General features: G+C 73.1%; 18 protein-coding genes. 12 read left to right on the plus strand and 6 right to left on the minus strand.

Annotation, left to right across the window (positions count from 1 at the left end; genetic code table 11):
* Nucleotides 1–3: 3 nt before the first annotated feature.
* Nucleotides 4–1413, plus strand: coding sequence for a M16 family metallopeptidase (locus ACIBJE_RS00785; RefSeq protein WP_396741342.1), 1410 nt, complete (start codon nt 4–6; stop codon nt 1411–1413).
* An 84-nt stretch (nt 1414–1497) separates the two neighbouring features.
* Complete coding sequence (gene dapB, locus ACIBJE_RS00790) at nt 1498–2262, plus strand: 4-hydroxy-tetrahydrodipicolinate reductase (protein ID WP_396741344.1); 765 nt, start codon at nt 1498–1500, stop codon at nt 2260–2262.
* Nucleotides 2263–2360: 98 nt separating this feature from the next.
* Here dapB and ACIBJE_RS00795 read toward each other — a convergent pair whose 3' ends face one another.
* The gene (locus ACIBJE_RS00795; protein WP_396741346.1) at nt 2361–4484 is read right to left on the minus strand and encodes a glycogen debranching N-terminal domain-containing protein; all 2124 of its coding nucleotides are present in this window, start codon (nt 4482–4484) and stop codon (nt 2361–2363) included.
* Between the two features lie 143 nt (nt 4485–4627).
* On the opposite strand from ACIBJE_RS00795, the gene ACIBJE_RS00800 reads away from it, so the two are divergent.
* Genes ACIBJE_RS00800 through ACIBJE_RS00815 form a run of 4 tightly spaced genes read left to right on the plus strand, consistent with a single transcriptional unit; the run spans nt 4628 to nt 8961 of the window.
* The gene (locus ACIBJE_RS00800; RefSeq protein WP_396741348.1) at nt 4628–5623 is read left to right on the plus strand and encodes a LacI family DNA-binding transcriptional regulator; all 996 of its coding nucleotides are present in this window, start codon (nt 4628–4630) and stop codon (nt 5621–5623) included.
* 28 nt (nt 5624–5651) lie between these two features.
* Nucleotides 5652–6902, plus strand: a complete 1251-nt coding sequence (locus ACIBJE_RS00805; protein ID WP_396741350.1) for an extracellular solute-binding protein — start codon at nt 5652–5654, stop codon at nt 6900–6902.
* Between the two features lie 39 nt (nt 6903–6941).
* Nucleotides 6942–8060, plus strand: coding sequence for a carbohydrate ABC transporter permease (locus ACIBJE_RS00810; RefSeq protein WP_396741352.1), 1119 nt, complete (start codon nt 6942–6944; stop codon nt 8058–8060).
* A gap of 1 nt (nt 8061) precedes the next feature.
* Nucleotides 8062–8961 (plus strand): carbohydrate ABC transporter permease, encoded by a 900-nt coding sequence (locus tag ACIBJE_RS00815; RefSeq protein ID WP_396741354.1) that lies wholly within the window; start codon nt 8062–8064, stop codon nt 8959–8961.
* A gap of 148 nt (nt 8962–9109) precedes the next feature.
* Here the strand turns inward: ACIBJE_RS00815 and ACIBJE_RS00820 are convergent, their stop codons facing one another.
* Both ACIBJE_RS00820 and ACIBJE_RS00825 read right to left on the minus strand, forming a co-directional pair.
* On the minus strand, nt 9110–9487 hold the full coding sequence (locus ACIBJE_RS00820) for a VOC family protein (protein WP_396741356.1): 378 nt from the start codon (nt 9485–9487) through the stop codon (nt 9110–9112).
* Nucleotides 9488–9595: 108 nt separating this feature from the next.
* Nucleotides 9596–10177 carry a GNAT family N-acetyltransferase gene (locus ACIBJE_RS00825; RefSeq protein WP_396741358.1) on the minus strand — a complete coding sequence of 194 codons (582 nt, stop codon included), beginning with the start codon at nt 10175–10177 and terminating at the stop codon, nt 9596–9598.
* A gap of 34 nt (nt 10178–10211) precedes the next feature.
* Between ACIBJE_RS00825 and ACIBJE_RS00830 the strand changes: the two genes are divergently transcribed.
* Entirely contained in the window at nt 10212–11498 is a 1287-nt protein-coding gene (locus tag ACIBJE_RS00830) for a glycosyltransferase 87 family protein (RefSeq protein WP_396741360.1), read from the plus strand.
* On the opposite strand, the gene ACIBJE_RS00835 is transcribed toward ACIBJE_RS00830, so the two are convergent.
* On the minus strand, nt 11394–11948 hold the full coding sequence (locus ACIBJE_RS00835) for a GNAT family N-acetyltransferase (protein WP_396741362.1): 555 nt from the start codon (nt 11946–11948) through the stop codon (nt 11394–11396). The genes ACIBJE_RS00830 and ACIBJE_RS00835 overlap by 105 nt on opposite strands.
* A 98-nt stretch (nt 11949–12046) precedes the next feature.
* On the opposite strand from ACIBJE_RS00835, the gene ACIBJE_RS00840 reads away from it, so the two are divergent.
* The 5 genes from ACIBJE_RS00840 (at nt 12047) to ACIBJE_RS00860 (ending at nt 17608) form a co-directional block, all read left to right on the plus strand.
* Nucleotides 12047–13276 (plus strand): winged helix-turn-helix domain-containing protein, encoded by a 1230-nt coding sequence (locus tag ACIBJE_RS00840; RefSeq protein WP_396741364.1) that lies wholly within the window; start codon nt 12047–12049, stop codon nt 13274–13276.
* Between the two features lie 4 nt (nt 13277–13280).
* Complete coding sequence (locus ACIBJE_RS00845; protein WP_396741366.1) at nt 13281–13883, plus strand: DUF2752 domain-containing protein; 603 nt, start codon at nt 13281–13283, stop codon at nt 13881–13883.
* 215 nt (nt 13884–14098) lie between these two features.
* Entirely contained in the window at nt 14099–14842 is a 744-nt protein-coding gene (gene thyX / locus ACIBJE_RS00850) for an FAD-dependent thymidylate synthase (RefSeq protein ID WP_396741368.1), read from the plus strand.
* A 98-nt stretch (nt 14843–14940) separates the two neighbouring features.
* On the plus strand, nt 14941–15864 hold the full coding sequence (dapA, locus tag ACIBJE_RS00855) for a 4-hydroxy-tetrahydrodipicolinate synthase (protein WP_396741370.1): 924 nt from the start codon (nt 14941–14943) through the stop codon (nt 15862–15864).
* A gap of 55 nt (nt 15865–15919) precedes the next feature.
* Nucleotides 15920–17608 (plus strand): ribonuclease J, encoded by a 1689-nt coding sequence (locus tag ACIBJE_RS00860; protein WP_396741372.1) that lies wholly within the window; start codon nt 15920–15922, stop codon nt 17606–17608.
* Between the two features lie 94 nt (nt 17609–17702).
* Here the strand turns inward: ACIBJE_RS00860 and ACIBJE_RS00865 are convergent, their stop codons facing one another.
* Together ACIBJE_RS00865 and ACIBJE_RS00870 are read right to left on the minus strand one after the other, a co-directional pair.
* On the minus strand, nt 17703–19427 hold the full coding sequence (locus ACIBJE_RS00865; protein WP_396741374.1) for a YbjN domain-containing protein: 1725 nt from the start codon (nt 19425–19427) through the stop codon (nt 17703–17705).
* Nucleotides 19424–19894: a YbjN domain-containing protein gene (locus ACIBJE_RS00870; RefSeq protein ID WP_396741376.1), complete on the minus strand. Its 471-nt coding sequence runs from the start codon at nt 19892–19894 to the stop codon at nt 19424–19426. Before ACIBJE_RS00870 ends, ACIBJE_RS00865 begins: the two co-directional genes overlap by 4 nt.
* Between the last annotated feature and the right edge of the window lie 32 nt (nt 19895–19926).

The raw sequence follows: 19926 nt of genomic DNA on the forward strand, positions 1-19926 counted from the left end.
CCTGTGAGTCGGGCCGACCACGCACCGTTCGTCCCGGGCCGGTGGGGAGCGGATCACCGCGCCCGTGCCGCCGGAGCCGCCCCGTCCGGTCGGTCCGCGTCGGGCCGGGCGGTGACCCGGACACTGAGTGACGACCCGTTGGGCGGGACGGTGCGGCGTACCGTGCTCCCCAGTGGGCTGCGGGTGCTCACCGAGGCGATCCCGGCGATGCGCAGCGTCTCGTTCGGCATCTGGGTGGCGGTGGGCTCGCGGGACGAGACCGGCCCGCAGTCCGGTGCCGCGCACTTCCTGGAGCACCTGCTCTTCAAGGGCACCCACAAGCGGACCGCGCTGGACATCTCCGCCGAGATCGAGGCGGTGGGTGGTGAGACGAACGCCTTCACCACCAAGGAGTACACCTGCTACTACGCCCGGGTGCTCGACGAGGACCTGCCGCTGGCCATCGACGTGATGTGCGACCTGGTCGCCGACTCGCTGCTGGAGCCGGCGGACGTCGAGACCGAGCGCGGCGTGATCCTCGAAGAGATCGCCATGCACGACGACGAGCCCGGCGACGAGGTGCACGATCTCTTCGCCCAGGCGGTCTACGGCGACCATCCGCTGGGCCGGCTCATCTCCGGCACCGAGGAGACGGTCACCCCGATGACCCGCCGGCAGATCCAGGGCTTCTACCGGAAGCGGTACGTCGCCCCGCAGATCGTGATCGCCGCCGCCGGCAACCTCGACCACGCGACCGTGGTCAAGCTGGTCCGGCAGGCGTTGGCGGGCACCCCACTGGACACCGCCCCGGCGGCTCCGGCGACCCGCCGTCCGAACACCCCGGCGGTGCGGACGAAGCCGGCCACCACCCTGGTCGAGCCGAAGGAGACCGAGCAGGCGCACGTGATCCTCGGCTGTCCCGGCATCGACCGGCTGGACGAGCGTCGCTTCGCCCTGGGCGTGCTGAACAACGTGCTCGGCGGTGGCATGTCCAGCCGGCTGTTCCAGGAGATCCGGGAGCAGCGCGGGCTGGCGTACTCGGTCTACTCCTACGCCAGCCAGTACGCCGACGCCGGCCTGTTCGCGATCTACGCCGGCTGCGCGCCCGGCAAGCTGGACGAGGTGCTGGAGCTGACCCGCGCCGAGTTGCGCCGGGTGGCCACGGACGGGCTGACCGAGGCCGAGGTGGCCCGGGGCAAGGGCATGTCCAAGGGCTCCTTCGTGCTCGGGCTGGAGGACACCGGTTCGCGGATGAGCCGACTGGCCAAGGGGGAGCTGCTCTACGGCGACCTGGCGCCCGTCGACGAGCTGTTGTCCCGGGTGGACGCGGTCACCGTGGACGAGGTCAACACCCTCGCCGCCGAGCTGCTGAGCCGGCCCATGTCGCTGGCCGTGGTGGGCCCGTTCGACCGGGGCGACTTCTCCGGGGCGTAGGTCGTCGCAGGGTGCCGTCCGCAGGGTGGACGGTCTGCGCTTCCGCAGACGGGACCATGCCCGGCTTGGGATAGGTTGTGGCGCGTGACTGACGTGCAGGAGAAGCGACGCGACGAGCCGGTCCGGGTCGGCGTACTGGGTGCCCGGGGCCGGATGGGCATCGAGGTGTGCAAGGCGGTCGACGCGGCCGGCGACCTCGACCTGGTGGCGACGATCGACCAGGGTGACGGGCTCTCCGCAGCTGCCGACGCTCAGGTGGTCGTCGACTTCACCACGCCCGACGTGGTGATGGACAATCTGCACTGGCTCATCGACCAGGGGATCAGCGCGGTGGTGGGCACCACCGGCTTCACCGGGCAACGGCTGGACCAGGTGCGCGGCTGGCTGGACCGCAAGCCCGGGGTGGGCGTGCTGATCGCTCCCAACTTCGGCATCGGCGCGGTGCTGATGATGCAGTTCGCCGCCCGCGCCGCCCGGCACTTCGAGTCGGTGGAGATCATCGAGCAGCACCATCCGCGCAAGCTGGACGCACCGAGCGGCACCGCCACGCACACCGCGCGGCTGGTCGCGCAGGCCCGCGCCGAGGCCGGCCTCGGTCCGTCGCCGGACGCCACCGCGAGCGAGGTGCCGGGCGCGCGCGGCGCCGACATCGACGGGGTGCGCGTCCACGCGGTCCGGGCCACCGGCCTGGTCGCGCACCAGGAGGTGCTCTTCGGCACCACCGGGGAGACGCTGACCATCCGGCACGACTCCTACGACCGGTCCTCCTTCATGCCCGGCGTGCTGCTCGCCGTCCGCGAGGTCCGGAACCGCCCCGGCCTCACCGTCGGCCTCGACCCCCTGCTCTGATCCCACCCGGTGTTCCGGCGTCGGCGGCGACCGTGCTGATCCACGTCGCCGCCGACGCCACGGTCACGTGGTGAGCCACGTCGCCGCCGGCCGCACGGTCACCGGAAGGGGAGGGACTCTCTGGCCGTGCGCGGGGCGGGAACGGTGGGCAGGTGTCCCGGAGCGAGGCCGGCGGGGGCGTTGGTCAGACTGACCTCGCCGTAGGCGGTGACGGCCACGTCGACCGGGGTGCCGGCGATCCGGAGTCCGCTCGCCGCGACGGCGCCCAGCTCGGCTCCGGCGAGCGGGCGGAGTGCCACCAGCCCCCGGGGGACGTCCGGGTAGAGACCGACGGCGGCCTGGAGCAGCAGCACCGCGCTCGCCGCCGACCACGCCTGCGGCCGGCACGCCGCCGGGTACGGCACCGGCCGGCCCACCGCGTCCCGGTCGTCGCCGCCGTACAGCTCCGGCAGCCGGTAGTCGAACGCCTCGGCGGCCCGCAGCAGCCCCTCGACGAGGGTGCGCGCCGCGTCGTCGAACCCCGACCGGGCCAGCCCACCGAGCACGATGGCGGTGTCGTGGGTCCAGATCGAACCACAGTGGTACGACAGCGGGCTGAACCCGCCGTCGGCCCGGGACATGGTGCGCAGCCCGAATCCACCGGTCATCGCCTCGGTGGTGAGCAGCCGGGCGACCTGGGCGGACTCGGCGTCGTCCAGCAGGCCGGTGCCGAGCAGGTGACCGATGTTGCTGGTCAACGAGTCGACCGGGCGCTTGTCCCGGTCGAGGGCGAGGGCGGGCTGCGGACCGTGCCGGCCGTCCACCCAGAACGTGGCACGGAACCGCTCGGCGAGCCGGTGGGCGTACTCGCGCCAGGAGTCCCCGCCGGGGCGGTCGAAGGCGTCGAGCAGGGCCGCCCCGTTGACCGCCGCCTCGTACGCGTACCCCTGCACCTCGGCCAGCACGATCGGGGCCCGCGCAATCGTGCCGTCGGCGAAGCGCACCGCGTCACCGGAGTCCTTCCAGCCCTGGTTGGCCAGGCCGTGGCCGGTGGTGTCGACGTATTCGACGAGCCCGTCGCCGTCGGCGTCGGCGTGCTCACCGAGCCAGCGCAGCGCCGCCTCCAGGTGCGGCAGCAGAGGCTCGACCTGGTCGGCCGACAGTCCCCAGCGCCAGGCGTCGTGCAGCAGGTTGACCCAGAGCAGGGTGGCGTCGACGGTGCCGTAGTAGGCCGGGGGTAGCCGCAGCCCCGCGTTGGCGAGAGCGAACTCGTGCCGGCGCAGCTCGTGCAGGATCTTGCCGGGCGCCTCGCCGGTGCTCGGGTCGACCCGGGTGCCCTGGCGGCGGGCGAGCACCCGCAGTGTGCTGGCGGCCAGCCCGGTGCCGAGCGGAAGCATCATCCGGGCCGCCCAGAGGCTGTCCCGGCCGAACAGGGTGAGGAACCAGGGCACGCCCGCGCCGAGGAAGACGTCCTCCGGGTGGGCCGGCTCGGCCAGACGCAGCGCGCGCAGGTCGGCCAGGGAGCGGTCGAGGAGGCGGACCAGGCGACGGTCGTCGGCGCGTACCTCGGGGTCGGTCCAGTCGGGGCCGTTCACCGGGGCCACCACGACGGCGCGGGGGTCGGCGACGGTCAGCCGCCAGCGCAGTACGGTGCTGCCGCCACCGGCGGGCAGGTCGACCGGCCAGGCGAGCCGGGGTGCGGAGGCGTGCGCGCCGTCGACGGACGCGGTCGCGCCCTCGCCGTGGACCGCGACGGTGATGCCCCCCGCGGTCCAGCCGAAGCCGCCGTCCGGTCCGGGGTGGGCCGGCAGCGCCGGTCGACTGTCACCGGACTTGACCACCTCGATCGGGGCCAGGTCGCAGCCCAGGTCGACACTGACCGTGGCCCGGACCGGTACCGACGCGGTGGAGACCACGTGCAGCTCCTCGACCAGACCGTCGGGGGTGACCCGGCGGGACCGGTCGATGCGGACGGTGGGATCGGGGTGCGGGTCGCCGAGCCAGCGGGCGACGCTGACGAAGCGGGCCGCGTGCGGGCCGTCCGGGCCGGCGGTCAGCCCCTCCGGCTCCCGGTCGTCGACGCGCAACTCGGCCCGGGAGAGCACCCGGGCGTCGGCGTGGAAAACGCCCTGCACGCCGACCGGCCGGATCTGCCCGGCTGGGTCGCCGAGCGCGCTGGTGGGCGCGAGGACGACTCCGACCAGCTCGTGCAGCAGGGGTTGCAGGAGGTGCCGTTCGGTCACGAGGGAACTCCAGGTCGTCGGCGGAACGTTGATCTCTTGACAGATTGTTCCAGGGAGTGCAGAGTGCGAAACATTCCAGAAACTTGAACGATCTAATCCTGCCTTATCCGGATTGGAACGTTCAAGGTGGCGGGAGGGATTTTGTGGCACAAAAGGTGACCATCGCGACGGTGGCCCGGCAGGCCGGGGTCAGCCGCCAGACCGTGTCCAACGTGCTCAACTCCCCGCACGTCGTCCGCGAGGAGACCCGGCAGCGGGTGCGGGAGGCGATCGACGCCCTCGGCTACCGCACCAACCAGGCCGCTCGGCAGATGCGCACCGGCCGGTCCCGGCTGATCGCCGTCCGCATCGAACCCACCCGGGACGGCATCAACGGCTCCGTGCTCGACCGCTTCCTGCACGGCCTCTCCGAGACCGCGGGCACCGCCGGCTACCGGGTGATGCTCTACACCGCCATCGACGACGAGCAGGAGATCGGGGAGTACGACGACCTGCTCGGCGCGTACGACCTCGACGCGTTCGTGCTCACCGGCACCAAACGGGGCGACCCGCGTACTGCCTGGCTCACCGCCCGGGGCGTACCCTTCGTGACCTTCGGACGGCCCTGGGACGACCCGACCGTCCACCCGTGGGTCGACGTGGACGGCGCCGACGGCACCGCCCAGGCCACCCGGCGGCTGCTGGCGCTCGGTCACCAGCGCATCGGCTTCGTCGGCTGGCCCGTCGGCTCCGGTGTCGGCGACGACCGACGGCTCGGCTGGACGCACACCCTGCGCGCGGCCGGGGTCGACCCGACCGACCTGGACCGGCAGACCGAGGACGGCATCGGCGAGGGCGAGCGCGCCGTCCGGGACCTGCTCGACGCGGCCCGGCCGCCGACCGCCCTGGTCTGCGCCAGCGACTCGTTGGCCCTCGGTGCCCTCCAGGCCGTCCGCGCCGCCGACCCCGCCGTCCCGGTGATCGGCTTCGACGACACCCCCGTCGCCGCCGCGGTCGGGTTGAGCAGCGTCTGTCAGCCCCTGCACGAGGCCGCCGTGCGCTGCGTGGAACTGCTGACCGGCCTGCTCGACGACACCCCCCGACAGCCCAATCCCCAGGTGCTGCTGAAGCCCCGCCTGGCGCTCCGGCAGACCGCGTGAACATCCCCACCACCACCAGGAGAGTGAGATGGCCCCTCGAACGATCCGCCGCGCGGCGGTGGCCGGCCTCGCCGCCGCCGCTCTGTTCGGCTCGGCTGCCTGCGGCAGCGGCTTCGACGACTCCGGCGACGAGGCCGCCCAGTCCAGCGGACCGGCCAAGCTGGAGATCCTGATCGGATCCTCCGGCGAGGCCGAGACCAGGGCGGTACAGGAGGCTGCGGCGAGGTGGGCCGGCGAGTCCGGCAACACCGCCACGGTCACCCCGGCCCAGGACCTCACCCAGCAGCTCGGACAGGCGCTCGCCGGTGGCAACCCGCCGGACGTCTTCTACGTCGACGCCAGCCGCTTCGCCGACTACGCCAGCGTCGGCGCGCTCGAACCGTACGGCGACAAGATCAGCAAGTCGGACGACTTCCACGAGAGCCTGCGGCAGACGTTCACCTACGACGGCAAGCTCTACTGCGCGCCGAAGGACTTCTCCACCCTCGCCCTCCAGATCAACACCGACCTCTGGACGAAGGCCGGCCTCACCGACGCCGACATCCCGACCACCTGGGACCAGCTCACCGCCACCGCCCGCAAGATCAAGGCGGCCGGGCAGGTGCCGCTGGTGGTCGCCGACACCCGGGACCGGATCGGCGCCTTCATGGTCCAGGCCGGTGGCTGGCTGACCAGCGCGGACGGCAAGCAGGCCACCGGGGACACCCCGGAGAACGTGCAGGCCCTCACCTACGTCAGGACGCTGCTCGCCGAGGGGCTGGCCCGCTACCCGAAGCAGCTCGACGCCGGCTGGGGTGGCGAGGCGTTCGGCAAGGGCAAGGCGGTGATGACCATCGAGGGCAACTGGATCAAGGGGGCCCTGCAGAACGACTTCCCGAACGTCAAGTACAAGGTCGTCCCGCTGCCGGCCGGACCGAAGGGGCAGGGCACCCTCTCCTTCACCACCTGTTGGGGCATCGCCGCCAAGAGCGCGCACAAGGAGCAGGCGATCACGTTCGTCGAGGCGATGACCAGCGGCGAGCAGCAGATGACCTTCGCCAAGGCGTTCGGCGTGATGCCGTCCCGGCAGTCGGTCCGCGACCAGTACACCCAGCAGTTCCCGGACGACAAGCCGTTCATCGAGGCCGCCGAGTACGCCCAGGGACCGGTGAACGCCCCCAAGATGGACAGCGTCCTGAAGGACCTGGACACCGGTCTGAACACCCTCGCCACGGGCGACCCGAAGGCGATCCTCGCCCGCTTCGACCAGAACGCCAGGTCGGCGCTCGGCGGCAGCTGACGTGGTGCCACCGCAATCACCGTCTGGGAGGGAGGGAAGATGGCGATCGACGCGCCGGCCGCGCCGGCCACCCCGTCGGCCGCGCCGTCCGGCGGGCGGCGGCGCGGCGGCGTACGCGGCAACGAGAACCTGGCGGGCTGGCTCTTCGTGGCCCCCGTGGTGGCGATCCTCGGACTGTTCCTGCTGCTGCCGATCCTGATGGCGTTCTGGGTGAGCCTGACCGGCTGGAACGGTCAGGGCAGCCCGTTCACCTCGGGGGTGCCCTTCGTGGGCACCGACAACTACACCCGGCTGTTCACCGAGGAGGGGCTCGCCCGCCGGGACTTCATGACCAGCATCCGGAACAACCTCTACTACGTGGCGATCGTGGTGCCGGCGCAGACCGCGCTGGCGCTCGGCCTCGCCCTGGTCGTGAACAACCGGATGCTCCGGGGGAAGGCGTTCTTCCGCTCGGCGTTCTACTTTCCCTCGGTCACCAGCTCGGTGGCGATCAGCGTGGTGTTCCTCTTCCTGTTCGCCAACTCGGGTGCGGTCAACGCGCTGCTCGGCGTGTTCGGCGTCGACGGGCCGCAGTGGTTCGCCGACGCCCGGGGGGTGCTGCACATCCTGCTCGGCACGGTCGGTGTCGACCAGCCGCCGGCCGCCCTCACCGGCGGCGGCCCGTTCGGCCTGACCTGGTGGGACTGGCTCTCCGGCCCCAGCGTGGCGATGGTCTCGATCATCACGCTGGTGGTCTGGACCACCTCCGGGACGTTCATGTTGATGTACCTCGCCGCGTTGCAGAACGTTCCGGTGACCCTGGACGAGGCGAGCACCCTGGACGGGGCGAGCCGCTGGCAGCGGTTCCGGTACGTCACCCTGCCGCTGCTCAGGCCGACCACGTTCCTGGTGGTGACCCTCGGCCTGATCGGCACCTGGCAGGTCTTCGACCAGGTGTACGTGATGAGCCAGGGCGATCCGGCCAAGACCACGCTCACCCCGGCGTACCTGTCGTACCGGACCGCTTTCCGGGACTTCGAGTACGGCTCGGGCGCGGCCATCTCGTTCGTCCTGTTCCTGATCATCATCGTGCTGACCCTGGGGCAGCGTTGGCTGATGCGGGACCGGGACCGCACCGGGCAGCGGTCGTGGCGTCGGCGCGTACCGGGGAGGTCCTGACATGGCCGTGGTGACCGGACCGGCCGGCGCACCCCCGGCCCCCGCCGGCCCGGGCCGCCGCCCTGACGGCGCGCGGGCCCTGGCGACGACCTTCCTCGGGTACGCCACCCTGGTCTTCTTCGGGCTGGTGTTCCTCTACCCGTTCGTGATCCAGATCGCCAACTCGTTCAAGACCGAGCCGGACGCGGCGGCCAACCCGCTCTCCCCGGTGCCCGACCCGGTCGCCCTGGACGGGTTCGCGCGGATCTTCGAAGGGACCGCCTTCCCGCTCTGGATGGGCAACTCGCTGCTGGTCACCGTGCTGGTCACCGCCGGTCGGGTGTTCTTCGACTCGCTCGCCGGGTACGCCCTGGCCCGGTTGCGGTTCCGGGGCCGCGCCGGGCTGTTCGCGGCGGTCGTCGCGGTCATGGCGGTGCCCGGCGTGGTGCTGCTGATCCCGAAGTTCCTGGTGCTCAACCAGCTCGGCATGTACGACAGCTACGCCGCGCTGGTGGTGCCGCTGCTCGCCGACGCGGCCGGGGTCTTCATCATGAAGCAGTTCTTCGAGTCGATCCCGGTCAGCGTGGAGGAGGCGGCCCGCATCGACGGAGCCGGCCCGTTCCGGACCTTCTGGTCGGTGGTGCTGCCGATGGCGAAACCGGCCCTGATCACGCTGACCATCCTCTCCTTCCAGGGCTCCTGGAACGAATTCCCGCACAGTCTGGTGGCCGTGCAGGACCCGGACCTGTTCACCCTGCCCCGGGGCCTGGCCGACCTGGTCAGCGGCTCGCTCGGCGCGGGCACCCAGTACCCGCTCAAGCTGGGCGCGGCGCTGCTGGCCACCATCCCGGTGGCGATCGTCTTCGTGATCTTCCAGCGCTACTTCGTCCGGGACGCCAACGAGGGTACGGACAAGGGCTGAGGTCCGGTGGTGGGGGGGGGGGGGGGGGGGGGGGGGCGCCCCCCCCCCCCCCCCCCCCCGCCCCCCCCCGCCCCCCGGGGGGCGGGGCGCCGGGGGGGGGGGGGGGGGGGCCCCCCCCCCGGGGGGGCCGCCCCCCACCACCGGACCACTACTGCTCGATGACGGACATGATGTTGCCGGCCGGGTCGGTGAACCAGGCGATGGTCGGCCCGTTGCCGCGCATGATCCCCTTGTCGTCCTGTGGCATCCCCGGGTAATGGGCGAACCGCACGCCCTTCGCGGTCAGCTCCTCGACCGCCCGGTCGACGTCGTCGACCGGGAAGTTGAGCACCGTGAAGGCGGCCGGGGTGTGGTCCGCCTTGGGGTAGACCAGGACGTCCCGGTCGCCGGCGAGATGCAGCGTCAGCAGTCCGCCCGTGCCCCCGGTCTGCGACACCCGCAGGCCGAGGGTGTGCTCGTAGAACTCGCGGGCGCGGTCGGTGTCGTCCACCGAGAACCCGCTGAACGCCTTCGTGTCCCTGAACATGGTCGTCTCCGTTTCAGCCGTGGTCCCGTGCGGTCGACGGCGCCGGGACGTCCGGGAACCGCGCGCGACGGGCACATCGTCGGCCGGCGTACCCGGCGCGGTGACCGGTCAACCCTGGGCGACCGGTTCCGTCGGCACCGCGACGTGGAGGCGGAGCTGACCGACGAGCATGTCGTCGACGTCCAGGGCACGGGCCGCGCCGTCCGGCTCCCAGCCGGTGCCGGTGAGGAACTTCCGGGTCGCCTCGTCGCCGTCGAACGCCCAGGCGACCGCCCGGGTGAAGCCGTCGGTGCGCCAGAGGTCGACCGTCGCCGCCAGCAGTCGGCTGCCGTGCCCGCGCCGTCCCCAGCGCGGCTCGACCAGCAGGTCGGTCACGGCCGCGACGTCCGGACCGAGCGACTCCGCCGGCTCCTCCGGCGCGAGGGCCTCCGCGTCGGCCGGACCGGACGCGGTGAAGCCCACCAGATACGATGATTCGGCCTGCTCGACGGCGACCAGCACCCGGTGGGCGGCCGACGGCGGCTCCTGCACCGCGGCGGTCCACCGTCGGGCGAGGTACGCCTCGTCGAGGTTGTCCAACACGTGCCGTGGCAGGATCCTCCGATAGGCGACCCGCCAGGTCGCGAGCTGGATGCGTGCGATCTCGCCGGCGTCCTCGGGACGCGCCGGGCGGACGTACCCCAGAGCCATGGGACGCAGCCTACGCAGGGCGAGGGAGGCGACGGTGCCCCAGGGGGCCAGACGGACGGTCGGGCAGGTCGGCATCGTCGTCGTGCTCGCCGCGGCGGTGACGTGGTTCCTCTCCGTGGCCGCCGTTCGGCACGGCTTCTTCGACCTGCAGGTCTACTACGGGGCGCTGACCCACTGGGTGCACGACGGCGGGGAGGTCTACGACTACCTCAGGCCCCGCACCATGTACGGCTTCACCTACCCGCCGTTCGCCGCCCTGGTCATGCTGCCGATGGCGTACCTGTCCTGGCACGGGGCGATCCTGGTCAGCGTGACGATGAGCGTGCTGGCCAGCACCGTGGTGATCTGGTGGCTGCTCGACCCGGTCGCGGTGCGGGCCGGCTGGACCCGCTGGTTCACCCTGGCCGTGGCGCTCTGCCTGGCGGCCGCCTTCGAGCCGATGCGGGAGACGGTCAACTTCGGTCAGGTCAACATGCTGCTGCTCTTCCTGGTCGCGGTGGACCTGCTCTGGCTCGCCCCGCGCGGCAGCCGCTGGCTCGGGGTGGGCATCGGCCTGGCCACCGCGATCAAGCTGACCCCCGGCATCTACCTGGTCTACCTGCTGGTCACCGGGCGCTGGCGGGCCGCGGCCACCGCCACGGCCGTGGCCGGCGGGGCCACCCTGCTGGCCGCCGCGCTCTTTCCGGACGCCTCCCGCGAGTACTGGACCCAGGCGTTCTGGAACACCGACCGGGTCGGCGAGTTGGCGTTCATCTCCAACCAGTCGTTGCAGGGCGTGGTGGCCCGGCTCGACCCGGGGCACCCGAGCACCCCGCTCTGGTTGCTGCTGGTCGCGGTCACCCTGCTGGTCTGGGCGCGCCGTTGCCGCGCGGCGGTGTCGGTCGGCGACGAGGCCACCGGGTTCGCCCTGACCGGCGTGGTGATGTGCCTGGTCAGCCCGGTGACGTGGGTGCACCACCTGGTCTGGCTGATCCCGGCGCTGATCCTGCTGGTCGACAACGCGATGGCCGCCCCGGCGGGCGGTCGCCGTCGACGCGGCCTGCTCGCCTTCGCCGCCGTCGCGTATCTCGTGCTGATCAGCCGGCTGGTCTGGCAGTGGGAGCGCGGCTTCGGCGGCGTGGACGGCTTCGTGTTCAGCAACTTCTACGTCTGGGTCAGCCTCGCGCTCCTGGTGGCCCTGCCGATCCGTCGGCCTGCGGCGAACCCGGCGGTGGGCTCAGTCGCCGTCGACACGGCCGGCGTACCGCAGCTCGGCGAGGGCGATCGGGGCGCGTCCACCGGACAGCGGAACCGGATAAGTCGACTCCTCGCCGTCCGGTGACAGCCCGGCCCGCGCGTAGAACCGGCGGGCCCGTGCGTTGTCGGCGAGCACCCATACCCGGTACGTCGTCCACCCCCGGTCGGCGAGTCCGGCCCGCGCCGCCGCCAGCAGCGAGACCGCCGTCCCGTCGCCCCAGCACGTCGGCTCGACGTAGAGCCCGACCACCTCGCCGCAGGTCAGGTCCAGCTCCGCCCGGCTCTGGTTGACGCGGTACGGACCGAAGGTGGCGAATCCGGTCACCCGCCCGCCGGACTCGGCGAGGAGGGTGGTGAACGGGTTCTCCGGGTCGGCGGTGGCCATGTCCCGCCGCCGCTGGGCCCAGGCGGCGACGTTGAGCCGGTCGAGCACCTCCGCCGGCATGATCCCGGCGTAGCCGGCCTGCCAGCCCCGTACGTGCACCCGGGCGACCACCTCGGCGTCGTCGGGTTCCTCCCGGCGGATGGTGAGCATCTGACCGTTCTATGCCGCCACGGCCCCCGGGGTCCAGCGCTTTACCCCGTGTCGTGCCGCCGGTGTCGTGTCGTACCGCTCGGTTAGGGTGCCCGGCGATGGCCGCTCCGGAATCGCTCTCGCTCGCCCAGGCCCGGCGGGTGGCTCTGGCCGCCCAGGGCTTCGCCGACCCGCCGCCCGCCGGCGTGCCCACCCGACGGCACCTGCGCCGGGTGCTCGACCGGGTCGGGCTGATCCAGATGGACTCGGTCAACGTGCTGCAACGGGCGCACTACCTGCCCCTCTACAGCCGGCTCGGGCCGTACCCGACCGAGCTGCTCGACCGGGCCGCCTACCGCCCGCCCCGGGATCTCTTCGAGTACTGGGGCCACGAGGCGTCGCTGGTGCCGGTGACCCTGCACCCGGCGCTGCGCTGGCGGATGGCCCTCGCCCGGGAGAAGGCCTGGGGCGGCATGCGGCGGATCGTCCGGGAGCAGCCCGAACTGGTCGCCTGGGTCCGTGCCGAGGTCGCCGCCCGGGGGCCGGTCACCGCCGCCGAGATCGAGCACGACGCGCCCCGGGAGACCGGCAACTGGGGGTGGAACTGGTCGGTGGTGAAGCAGGCCCTGGAATACCTCTTCTGGGCCGGCGAGGTCACCGCCGCCGACCGGACGACCGCCTTCGCCCGCCGGTACGACCTGCCGGAGCGGGTGCTCCCCGCCGAGGTGCTCGACGCGCCCACCCCCGACGACGCGGACGCGTACCGCACCCTGGTCGCGGTCGCGGCCCGTTGCCTGGGCGTGGCCGCCGAGCCGGAGCTGCGCGACTACTTCCGCCTGCCGGCGGCCGGCACCCGGCAGGCGGTCGCCGAACTGGTCGAGGCGGGGGAGCTGACCCGGGTCACCGTGCCGGGCTGGCGGCAGCCGGCGTACCTGCACTCCCAGGCCCGACTGCCCCGGTGGATCCGGGCGAACACCCTGGTCAGTCCCTTCGACCCGGTGGTCTGGGAGCGGGCTCGCGCCGAGCGGCTGTTCGGCTTCAGCTACCGCATCGAGATCTACGTGCCCGCACCGAAGCGGGTGTACGGCTACTACGTGCTGCCGTTCCTGCAGGGGGACCGGTTCACCGCCCGGGTCGACCTGAAGGCCGACCGGAAGGCGAGGGTGCTGCTGGTGCCGGCGGCCTGGGCGGAACCCGGCGTCGATCCCGGTGAGACCGCGCTCGCCCTGGCCGCCGAGCTGTACCGGCTGGCCGGCTGGCTGGGGCTCGACGCGGTCGCCCCGCCAGCCGCCGGGGACCTGGCCGGGCCGCTCGCCGCCGCGCTGGCCGGCACGGCCGGTGTACCGTGAGCACGTGACCAGCGTTGACGGACCGGCCGCCCAGCCGGCCCCGCCGATCCCACCGGCTGCCCCGCCGCCCGGACCACACGGGCACCCGCACCCGCACCCGCCCGGACCACACGGGCACCCGCATCCGAACTGGCCGGCGGGCGCGGTCCAGGTCGCCGAACCGGACCGGTTCACCCGCTTCGTGGTCCGCCTCTACGAGCGCGCGCCCCGTTGGGCGGTGCCGCTGGCCGCCCTCGGCTGCGTCGGCCTCGGCGTGGCGTACGCCATGATCAGCGACCCGACCCGGTCCGCGCCCGACGCGCTGCCCACCTGCCTGCTGAAGCTCACCACCGGACTGGACTGTCCGGGCTGCGGCGGCACCCGGGCCCTCTGGTACGTGCTCCACGCCGACCTGCCGGCCGCCGCCCGGCACCACTTCCTGTTCGTCTTCGCGCTGCCCTTCCTGGCCTACCTCTTCCTCGCCTGGGGGACGAAGCAGGCGTTCGGCTGGCGACTGCCGGAGCTGCGGATCAGCCCGAAGATGATCGGTGGCTTCCTGGTGGCCTGGCTGGTCTTCTCGGTGGCCCGGAACCTGCCCTGGGCCCCCTTCACCTCGCTCTACGTCTGAGCAACTCCGAACGCGGGCGCCCCCGTGGTGCCCCGTCTGCGCGGGCAGCTCGACAGCGGGTGCGACGGCAACCTCTGCCGCCGGGGTGACCCGGCGAGACGTGGGACACGCGCGGGGCGCAGCGGGCGGTGGCGGCGGTGAATCCGCAGGTGACGGCCGGTGGGTCGGCGTCAGCGGGTCCGGATGGGGCCGCTACAGTCCGAGGAATGCCGGAGATGGTGCAACCTGGAGTCAAGCTCGTCGCGTGGACCCACTTCGAGGCGCCCGACGACGTGCCGTGGTCGACCGATGCCGACGGCGGCCAGGCGCTCGCCGAGTTCGCCGGTCGGGCCTGCTACCAGAGCTGGAGCAAGCCGAACCCGGCCACCGCCACCAACGCCGGCTACCTGGCGCACATCCTCGAGGTCGGCCACCTGTCGGTGCTGGAGCACGGCTCGGTCAGCTTCTACTTCACCGGCGTCTCCCGCTCGTTCACCCACGAGCTGATCCGGCACCGCCACTTCTCGTACTCCCAGCTCTCCCAGCGGTACGTGCCGGAGCGGGACGCGGCGATGGTCGAGCCCCGGGTGATCGCCGAGGACCCGGAGCTGCACAAGCGCTTCGTGGAGGCGGCCGAGGCGAGCGTGCGGGCGTACACCGAGTTGCTGGAGGGCCTCGAACGGCGTTTCGTCGACGAGCCCAACCCGACCCTGCGCCGTAAGCAGGCGCGGCAGGCGGCCCGCGCGGTGCTGCCGAACGCCACCGAGACCCGGATCGTGGTGACCGGCAACTACCGGGCGTGGCGGCACTTCGTCGCGATGCGGGCCACCGAGCACGCCGACGTGGAGATCCGCGAGCTGGCCGTGGAGTGCCTGCGGCAGCTCCAGCGGGTCGCGCCGAGCGTCTTCGACGACTTCGTCATCTCGACCCTGCCCGACGGCACCGAGGTCGCGACGAGCCCGTACGCCGAGCGTTCCTGAGCCGGTGCGCCGGGCGGTGCCGGGCCGGCGGCGTCCGTCCGGGCGCCGCTGAGCCCTTCCCCGCCGGGGGCGTCCGGGTCGGTTGCTAGGTTGTCAGCATGAACCACGACCACCCTGCCGCCTCCGAGCGGGCGCCGTCGCGCCCCTTCGGGCGACTGCTCACCGCCATGGTGACCCCGTTCACCGCCGACGGCTCGCTCGACCTCGACGGTGCCGCCCGGCTGGCGACCCACCTGGTCGACGCCGAGGGCAACGACGCGCTGGTGGTCAACGGCACCACCGGCGAGTCGCCGACCACCACGGACGCGGAGAAGGAACGCCTGATCCGGGCCGTGGTCGAGGCGGTCGGGGACCGGGCCCAGGTGGTTGCCGGGGTCGGTACGAACGACACCCGGCACACCATCGAGCTGGCCGCCGCGGCGGAGAAGGCCGGGGCAAACGGGCTGCTCGTGGTGACCCCGTATTACAGCAAGCCGCCGCAGGCCGGACTGCTGCGCCACTTCACCGCGGTCGCGGACGCCACCGGCCTGCCGGTGATGCTCTACGACATCCCGCATCGGGCCGGGGTGGCCATCGCCACCGACACCCTGGTGCGGCTCGCCGAGCACGGCCGGATCGTGGCCGTCAAGGATGCCAAGGGCGACCTGACCGCCACGAGCTGGGTGACCAGCCGCTGTGACCTGGCGGTCTACAGCGGCGAGGACTCGCTCACCCTGCCGGCCCTGGCCATCGGCGGGGTCGGCCTGGTCGGCACCTCCACCCACTTCACGGGTGCGCTGGCCAAGCAGATGATCGAGCGGTACGACGCGGGCGACACCGCCGCCGCGCTGGCCCTGCACCGGCGGCTGCTGCCGCTGTTCACCGGCATCTTCCGTACCCAGGGCACGATCCTGGTGAAGGCGGGCCTGGGGGTGCTGGGGCTGCCGGCCGGCCCGGTCCGGTCGCCGCTGGTGGACGCGACCGCCGACGAGATCGCCCAGCTCCGCGCCGACTGCACGGCAGCGGGCCTGGACCTACCCTGATGACAACACGACACGGCGGGCGCCGGGTGCCGGCCCCGCAGAATGAGGTGGCCGCGTGACCGAGGCGCACATCGAGGCGGACCTTCCCCCGCCGCTTCCGGAGGGTGGTCTGCGGATCACTCCGCTCGGCGGGCTCGGTGCCATCGGACGGAACATGACCGTCTTCGAGTACGACGGCAAGCTGCTCGTCGTCGACTGCGGTGTGCTCTTCCCCGACGTGGAGCAACCCGGCGTCGACCTGATCCTCCCCGATTTCGCCCCCATCCTGGACCGGCTCGACGACGTCCAGGCGATCGTGCTCACCCACGGGCATGAGGACCACATCGGCGCGGTGCCGTACCTGCTCGCGCACAAGCAGGACATCCCGCTGGTCGGCTCGCAGTTCACCCTCAGCCTGGTCGAGGCGAAGCTCGCCGAGCGGCGGATCGAGCCGTACACCCTGACCGTGCGGGAGGGCGGCCGGGAACGGCTCGGCCCCTTCGAGTGCGAGTTCTTCGCGGTGAACCACTCCATCCCGGACGCGCTCGCGGTGGCCATCCGCACTCCGGCGGGACTGGTCCTGCACACCGGGGACTTCAAGATGGACCAGCTCCCGTTGGACGGACGGATCACCGACCTGGCCGGTTTCGCCCGGCTCGGCGCGGAGGGGGTGGACCTGCTCCTCTCCGACTCCACCAACGCGGAGATCCCCGGTTTCGTCACGCCGGAGCGGGAGATCGGCCCGGTCCTCGACTCGATCTTCGCCAAGGCGAAGGGCCGGATCATCGTGGCCTCGTTCGCCTCGCACGTGCACCGGGTGCAGCAGGTGCTCGACTCGGCTGCCGAGCACGACCGCAAGGTCGCCCTGATCGGCCGCTCGATGGTCCGCAACATGGGCATCGCCCGCGACCTGGGCCTGCTCAACATCCCGGCGGGTCTGGTGGTCGGCCTGGACGAGGCGACCACCCTGCCGCCGGAGCGGATCGTGCTGATGTCCACCGGCTCGCAGGGCGAACCGATGAGCGCGCTCGGGCGGATGGCCAGCGGCGACCACCGGCACATCACCATCGCCCCGGGGGACACCGTGGTCCTGGCCAGCTCGCTGGTCCCCGGCAACGAGACCTCGGTGTACCGGGTGATCAACCGCCTGGCCCGGGCCGGTGCGGTCGTGGTGCACAAGGACGTCGCCAAGGTGCACGTCTCCGGCCACGCTCCCGCCGGTGAGCTGCTCTACCTGCTCAACGTGGTCCGGCCCAGCAACCTGATGCCGGTGCACGGCGAGTGGCGGCACCTGCGGGCGCACGCCCGACTGGGCATCGAGTCCGGCGTCGACCCGGACCGGGTGGTGCTCTGCGAGGACGGCGACGTGGTCGACCTGGTCGACGGCCGGGCCAGTCTGGTCGGGCACGTGACCAGCCGCTACGTCTACGTCGACGGGCTGGCCGTCGGGGACGTCGGCGAGTCGCTGCTGACCGAGCGGCGGATCCTCGGTGACGGCGGCTTCATCGCCTGCACCGTGGTGGTCGACTCGGTCACCGGCAAAGTGGTCGGCGGGCCGACCGTCTCCGCCAAGGGCTTCTCGGAGGACCCGGCGGCGTTCAACGCCGTCGTGCCGCTGGTCACCGAGGTGCTCAACCGGGCCGCCACCGACGGGATCACCGACCCGCACCAGCTCCAGCAGATCGTCCGGCGGACGGTCGGCCGGTGGGTCAACGACGCGTACCGGCGGCGACCGATGATCGTCCCGACCGTGGTCGAGGTCTGACCGGCACGGGCGGTCCGGCGGACCGCCGGACCGCCCGTGCACCCTGCTCAGCCCTGGGCGACCAGCGTGTCCAGCTCCGGGTACGGCACCCCGGTCAGGGCAGGGCGGCCACCGCCTCGGCGTACGCGACGCCGGTGGTGACCGCCGCGTCGACCAGCACCTCCACCTGCACCGGAGCGACCCCGTGCGCCAGGTCGGTGGTGAGGTCCCCCGCCAGGACCAGTTCGTTCTCCACCTCGTGCACGTACGCCTTGGGCTGCAGCCGGTCCCGGTTCCAGGCGTTGACGAACTCGTACGCCTCGGCGCGCCGTCCGGCCGACAGCCGACGGGTGACGACCACCCGGGCGTGCAGGATCCCACCCCCCGACCCGACCCGCTCGAACCGGATCATCGCCTCGCCCCAGCGCCCCACCACGGTGTCCGCCGGGTCGACGGCGCAGCGGTCGCCCCGGCGCTCCAGCGCGGCGACGACCATGGCCACGGTCAGCGGCACCAGCTCTCCGGGTGACCCGGGCCCGTCCGGCTCCGCGTCGACCGGCCCGGCCTCGGCGTCGTCGGGTGCCGGCCCGGCGGGGAGCGGGGCCGGGACGCCGGTGCGGGGCCGTTCGGCCAGCCGGGCCGCGACCCGGCCGGACTGGTGGCCGGTGCCGTTGCGGGCGTCGAAACGTCCTGCGAGGTCGGTGGCGGTGGCGAGCAGTTCCGCGCCGAGCGCCATGACGTCCCGCCCGCCGCCGGTCCCGCCCGAACGGATCAGCCCGAACACCTCGGCCAGCCGGGTCGCGTGACCCAGCCCGAGCGCGTCGACCGGCCACGACTCGTGTCCCCGCCGCGCCGGTCCGGGGTGTCCCGCCGGCCGGGTGGACCGGTGCGTCCCGGCGGCGTCCGGCTCCGCCCCGTCCGGCTGCCCGGTCGGGTCGGACACCCTGGTCAGACCGGACTCACCGGCCAACCGACAGAGCAGGGCCCCGGCGGCGGCGAACTCCATCGCGGAGCGCTCGTCCGTCGGTCGGGCCAGCCGGGGCAGCTGCTCGACGAGGATCTCCAGTCCGCGCGCCGGGTGTCCGCCGAGCGCACAGAACAGCAGGTGCGCGGGGAGGTGGCCGAAGGCCGTCCACTCCCGCCGGTGCCGGCGGTACGCCCGCACGTGCGCCCGCGCCGCGTCGTCGTACCGCCCCAACCGCAGGTACGGCACCAGCAGGGCGGCCAGGGCGGCCTCCGGCTGGTCGGTGCAGTCGCCGGGATCGGCGGCCACCGGTTCCAGCACCCGTACCGCCTCGGCCCACTCACCCCAGCCGGTGAGCAGCTCAGCCTGGCGTACCGCCACGCAGGCGGCGCAGCGGTGATCAGGGCCGACGACCCGCCACCGGGCGAACCACGCCCGGGCGGCCGGTTCGTCCCCCAGGTGGTCGGCGAGCCGGCAGCGCAGCTCGGCCACCGTGCCGGGCTCCGCCCCGGCCAGCCGGCGGTCGAGGTCGTCCAGCAGGACGCGGGCTTGGTCCAGCCCCACCCGGGGGCTGCCGGGCAGCGCCTCCACGGCGGCGTGCTGGCCGCGCAGCAGCGCCGCGACGTCCTCGGCGTCGAAGAGGGTGGGATGCCGGTCCAGGGCGACGAGACACCGGCGCAGCGGCTCGACCAACCGCCACCGCTCCCCCCGGTACCGGTGCGTCTCGACGAGCGAGAGCCGGGCGTCGACGCCGAGGCGGACGTCCCCGGCGGCGTCGGCGTGGGCGGCGAGCCGTTCCAACTCGGCGATCTTCGCCTCCCCGTCGGGCAGGTCCCGGGCCGCGTCGAGCGCCTCGCGCCAGGCGTCGCCGCTCACGCCCGGGCCCCGTCGCCCAGTTCGGCCACGGCGGCGGCCAGTCGGCAGCCGGCGGAGATGCCCCGGTCGAGGAGCTGGTCGAGCTGGTGCGGGGTGACCCCCCGTTCCAGGTCGGTGATGACCTCGCCGCAGACCCGGGCCCGCCCGTCGTCGTCGACCTCGACGAACGCCTTCGGCCAGTACCGTCCGTGGTTCCAGTCGTTGCAGAAGGCGCGCAGCGCCGGCACGTGCTCGATTCCGAACAGCGGCGCGGTGGCCGTCCGCACCTGGAGCACCTCACCGGCCGTGCCGAGCCGGCGGAACCAGACCAGGCTCGTCCCCCACCGGCCGACGAGGTTGCCGTCGGCGTCCGGGCGGCAGGCGTACCCCCGGGTGGCCAGCACCGCCGCCACCAGCTCCCCGGTCAGCGGTCGCAGGGTGTGCGGGTGTCCGCCCAGCGGGCCGTCCTCGAGCTCCGGCGGCACCATCCCGGCACCCTCCCTGAAGTTCCTGAGGCGAA

It is taken from the genome of Micromonospora sp. NPDC050187, assembly GCF_044459745.1.
Classification (GTDB): domain Bacteria; phylum Actinomycetota; class Actinomycetes; order Mycobacteriales; family Micromonosporaceae; genus Micromonospora.

Excerpts from the sequence above, each read along its gene's own strand:
- ACIBJE_RS00805 (WP_396741350.1), top strand. The coding sequence starts at position 5,652 with ATGGCCCCTCGAACGATCCGCCGCGCGGCGGTGGCCGGCCTCGCCGCC.
- ACIBJE_RS00820 (WP_396741356.1), bottom strand. The coding sequence starts at position 9,487 with ATGTTCAGGGACACGAAGGCGTTCAGCGGGTTCTCGGTGGACGACACC.
- ACIBJE_RS00810 (WP_396741352.1), top strand. The coding sequence starts at position 6,942 with ATGGCGATCGACGCGCCGGCCGCGCCGGCCACCCCGTCGGCCGCGCCG.
- ACIBJE_RS00840 (WP_396741364.1), top strand. The coding sequence starts at position 12,047 with ATGGCCGCTCCGGAATCGCTCTCGCTCGCCCAGGCCCGGCGGGTGGCT.
- ACIBJE_RS00825 (WP_396741358.1), bottom strand. The coding sequence starts at position 10,177 with ATGGCTCTGGGGTACGTCCGCCCGGCGCGTCCCGAGGACGCCGGCGAG.
- dapA (WP_396741370.1), top strand. The coding sequence starts at position 14,941 with ATGAACCACGACCACCCTGCCGCCTCCGAGCGGGCGCCGTCGCGCCCC.
- thyX (WP_396741368.1), top strand. The coding sequence starts at position 14,099 with ATGGTGCAACCTGGAGTCAAGCTCGTCGCGTGGACCCACTTCGAGGCG.
- ACIBJE_RS00835 (WP_396741362.1), bottom strand. The coding sequence starts at position 11,948 with ATGCTCACCATCCGCCGGGAGGAACCCGACGACGCCGAGGTGGTCGCC.
- ACIBJE_RS00815 (WP_396741354.1), top strand. The coding sequence starts at position 8,062 with ATGGCCGTGGTGACCGGACCGGCCGGCGCACCCCCGGCCCCCGCCGGC.
- ACIBJE_RS00870 (WP_396741376.1), bottom strand. The coding sequence starts at position 19,894 with ATGGTGCCGCCGGAGCTCGAGGACGGCCCGCTGGGCGGACACCCGCAC.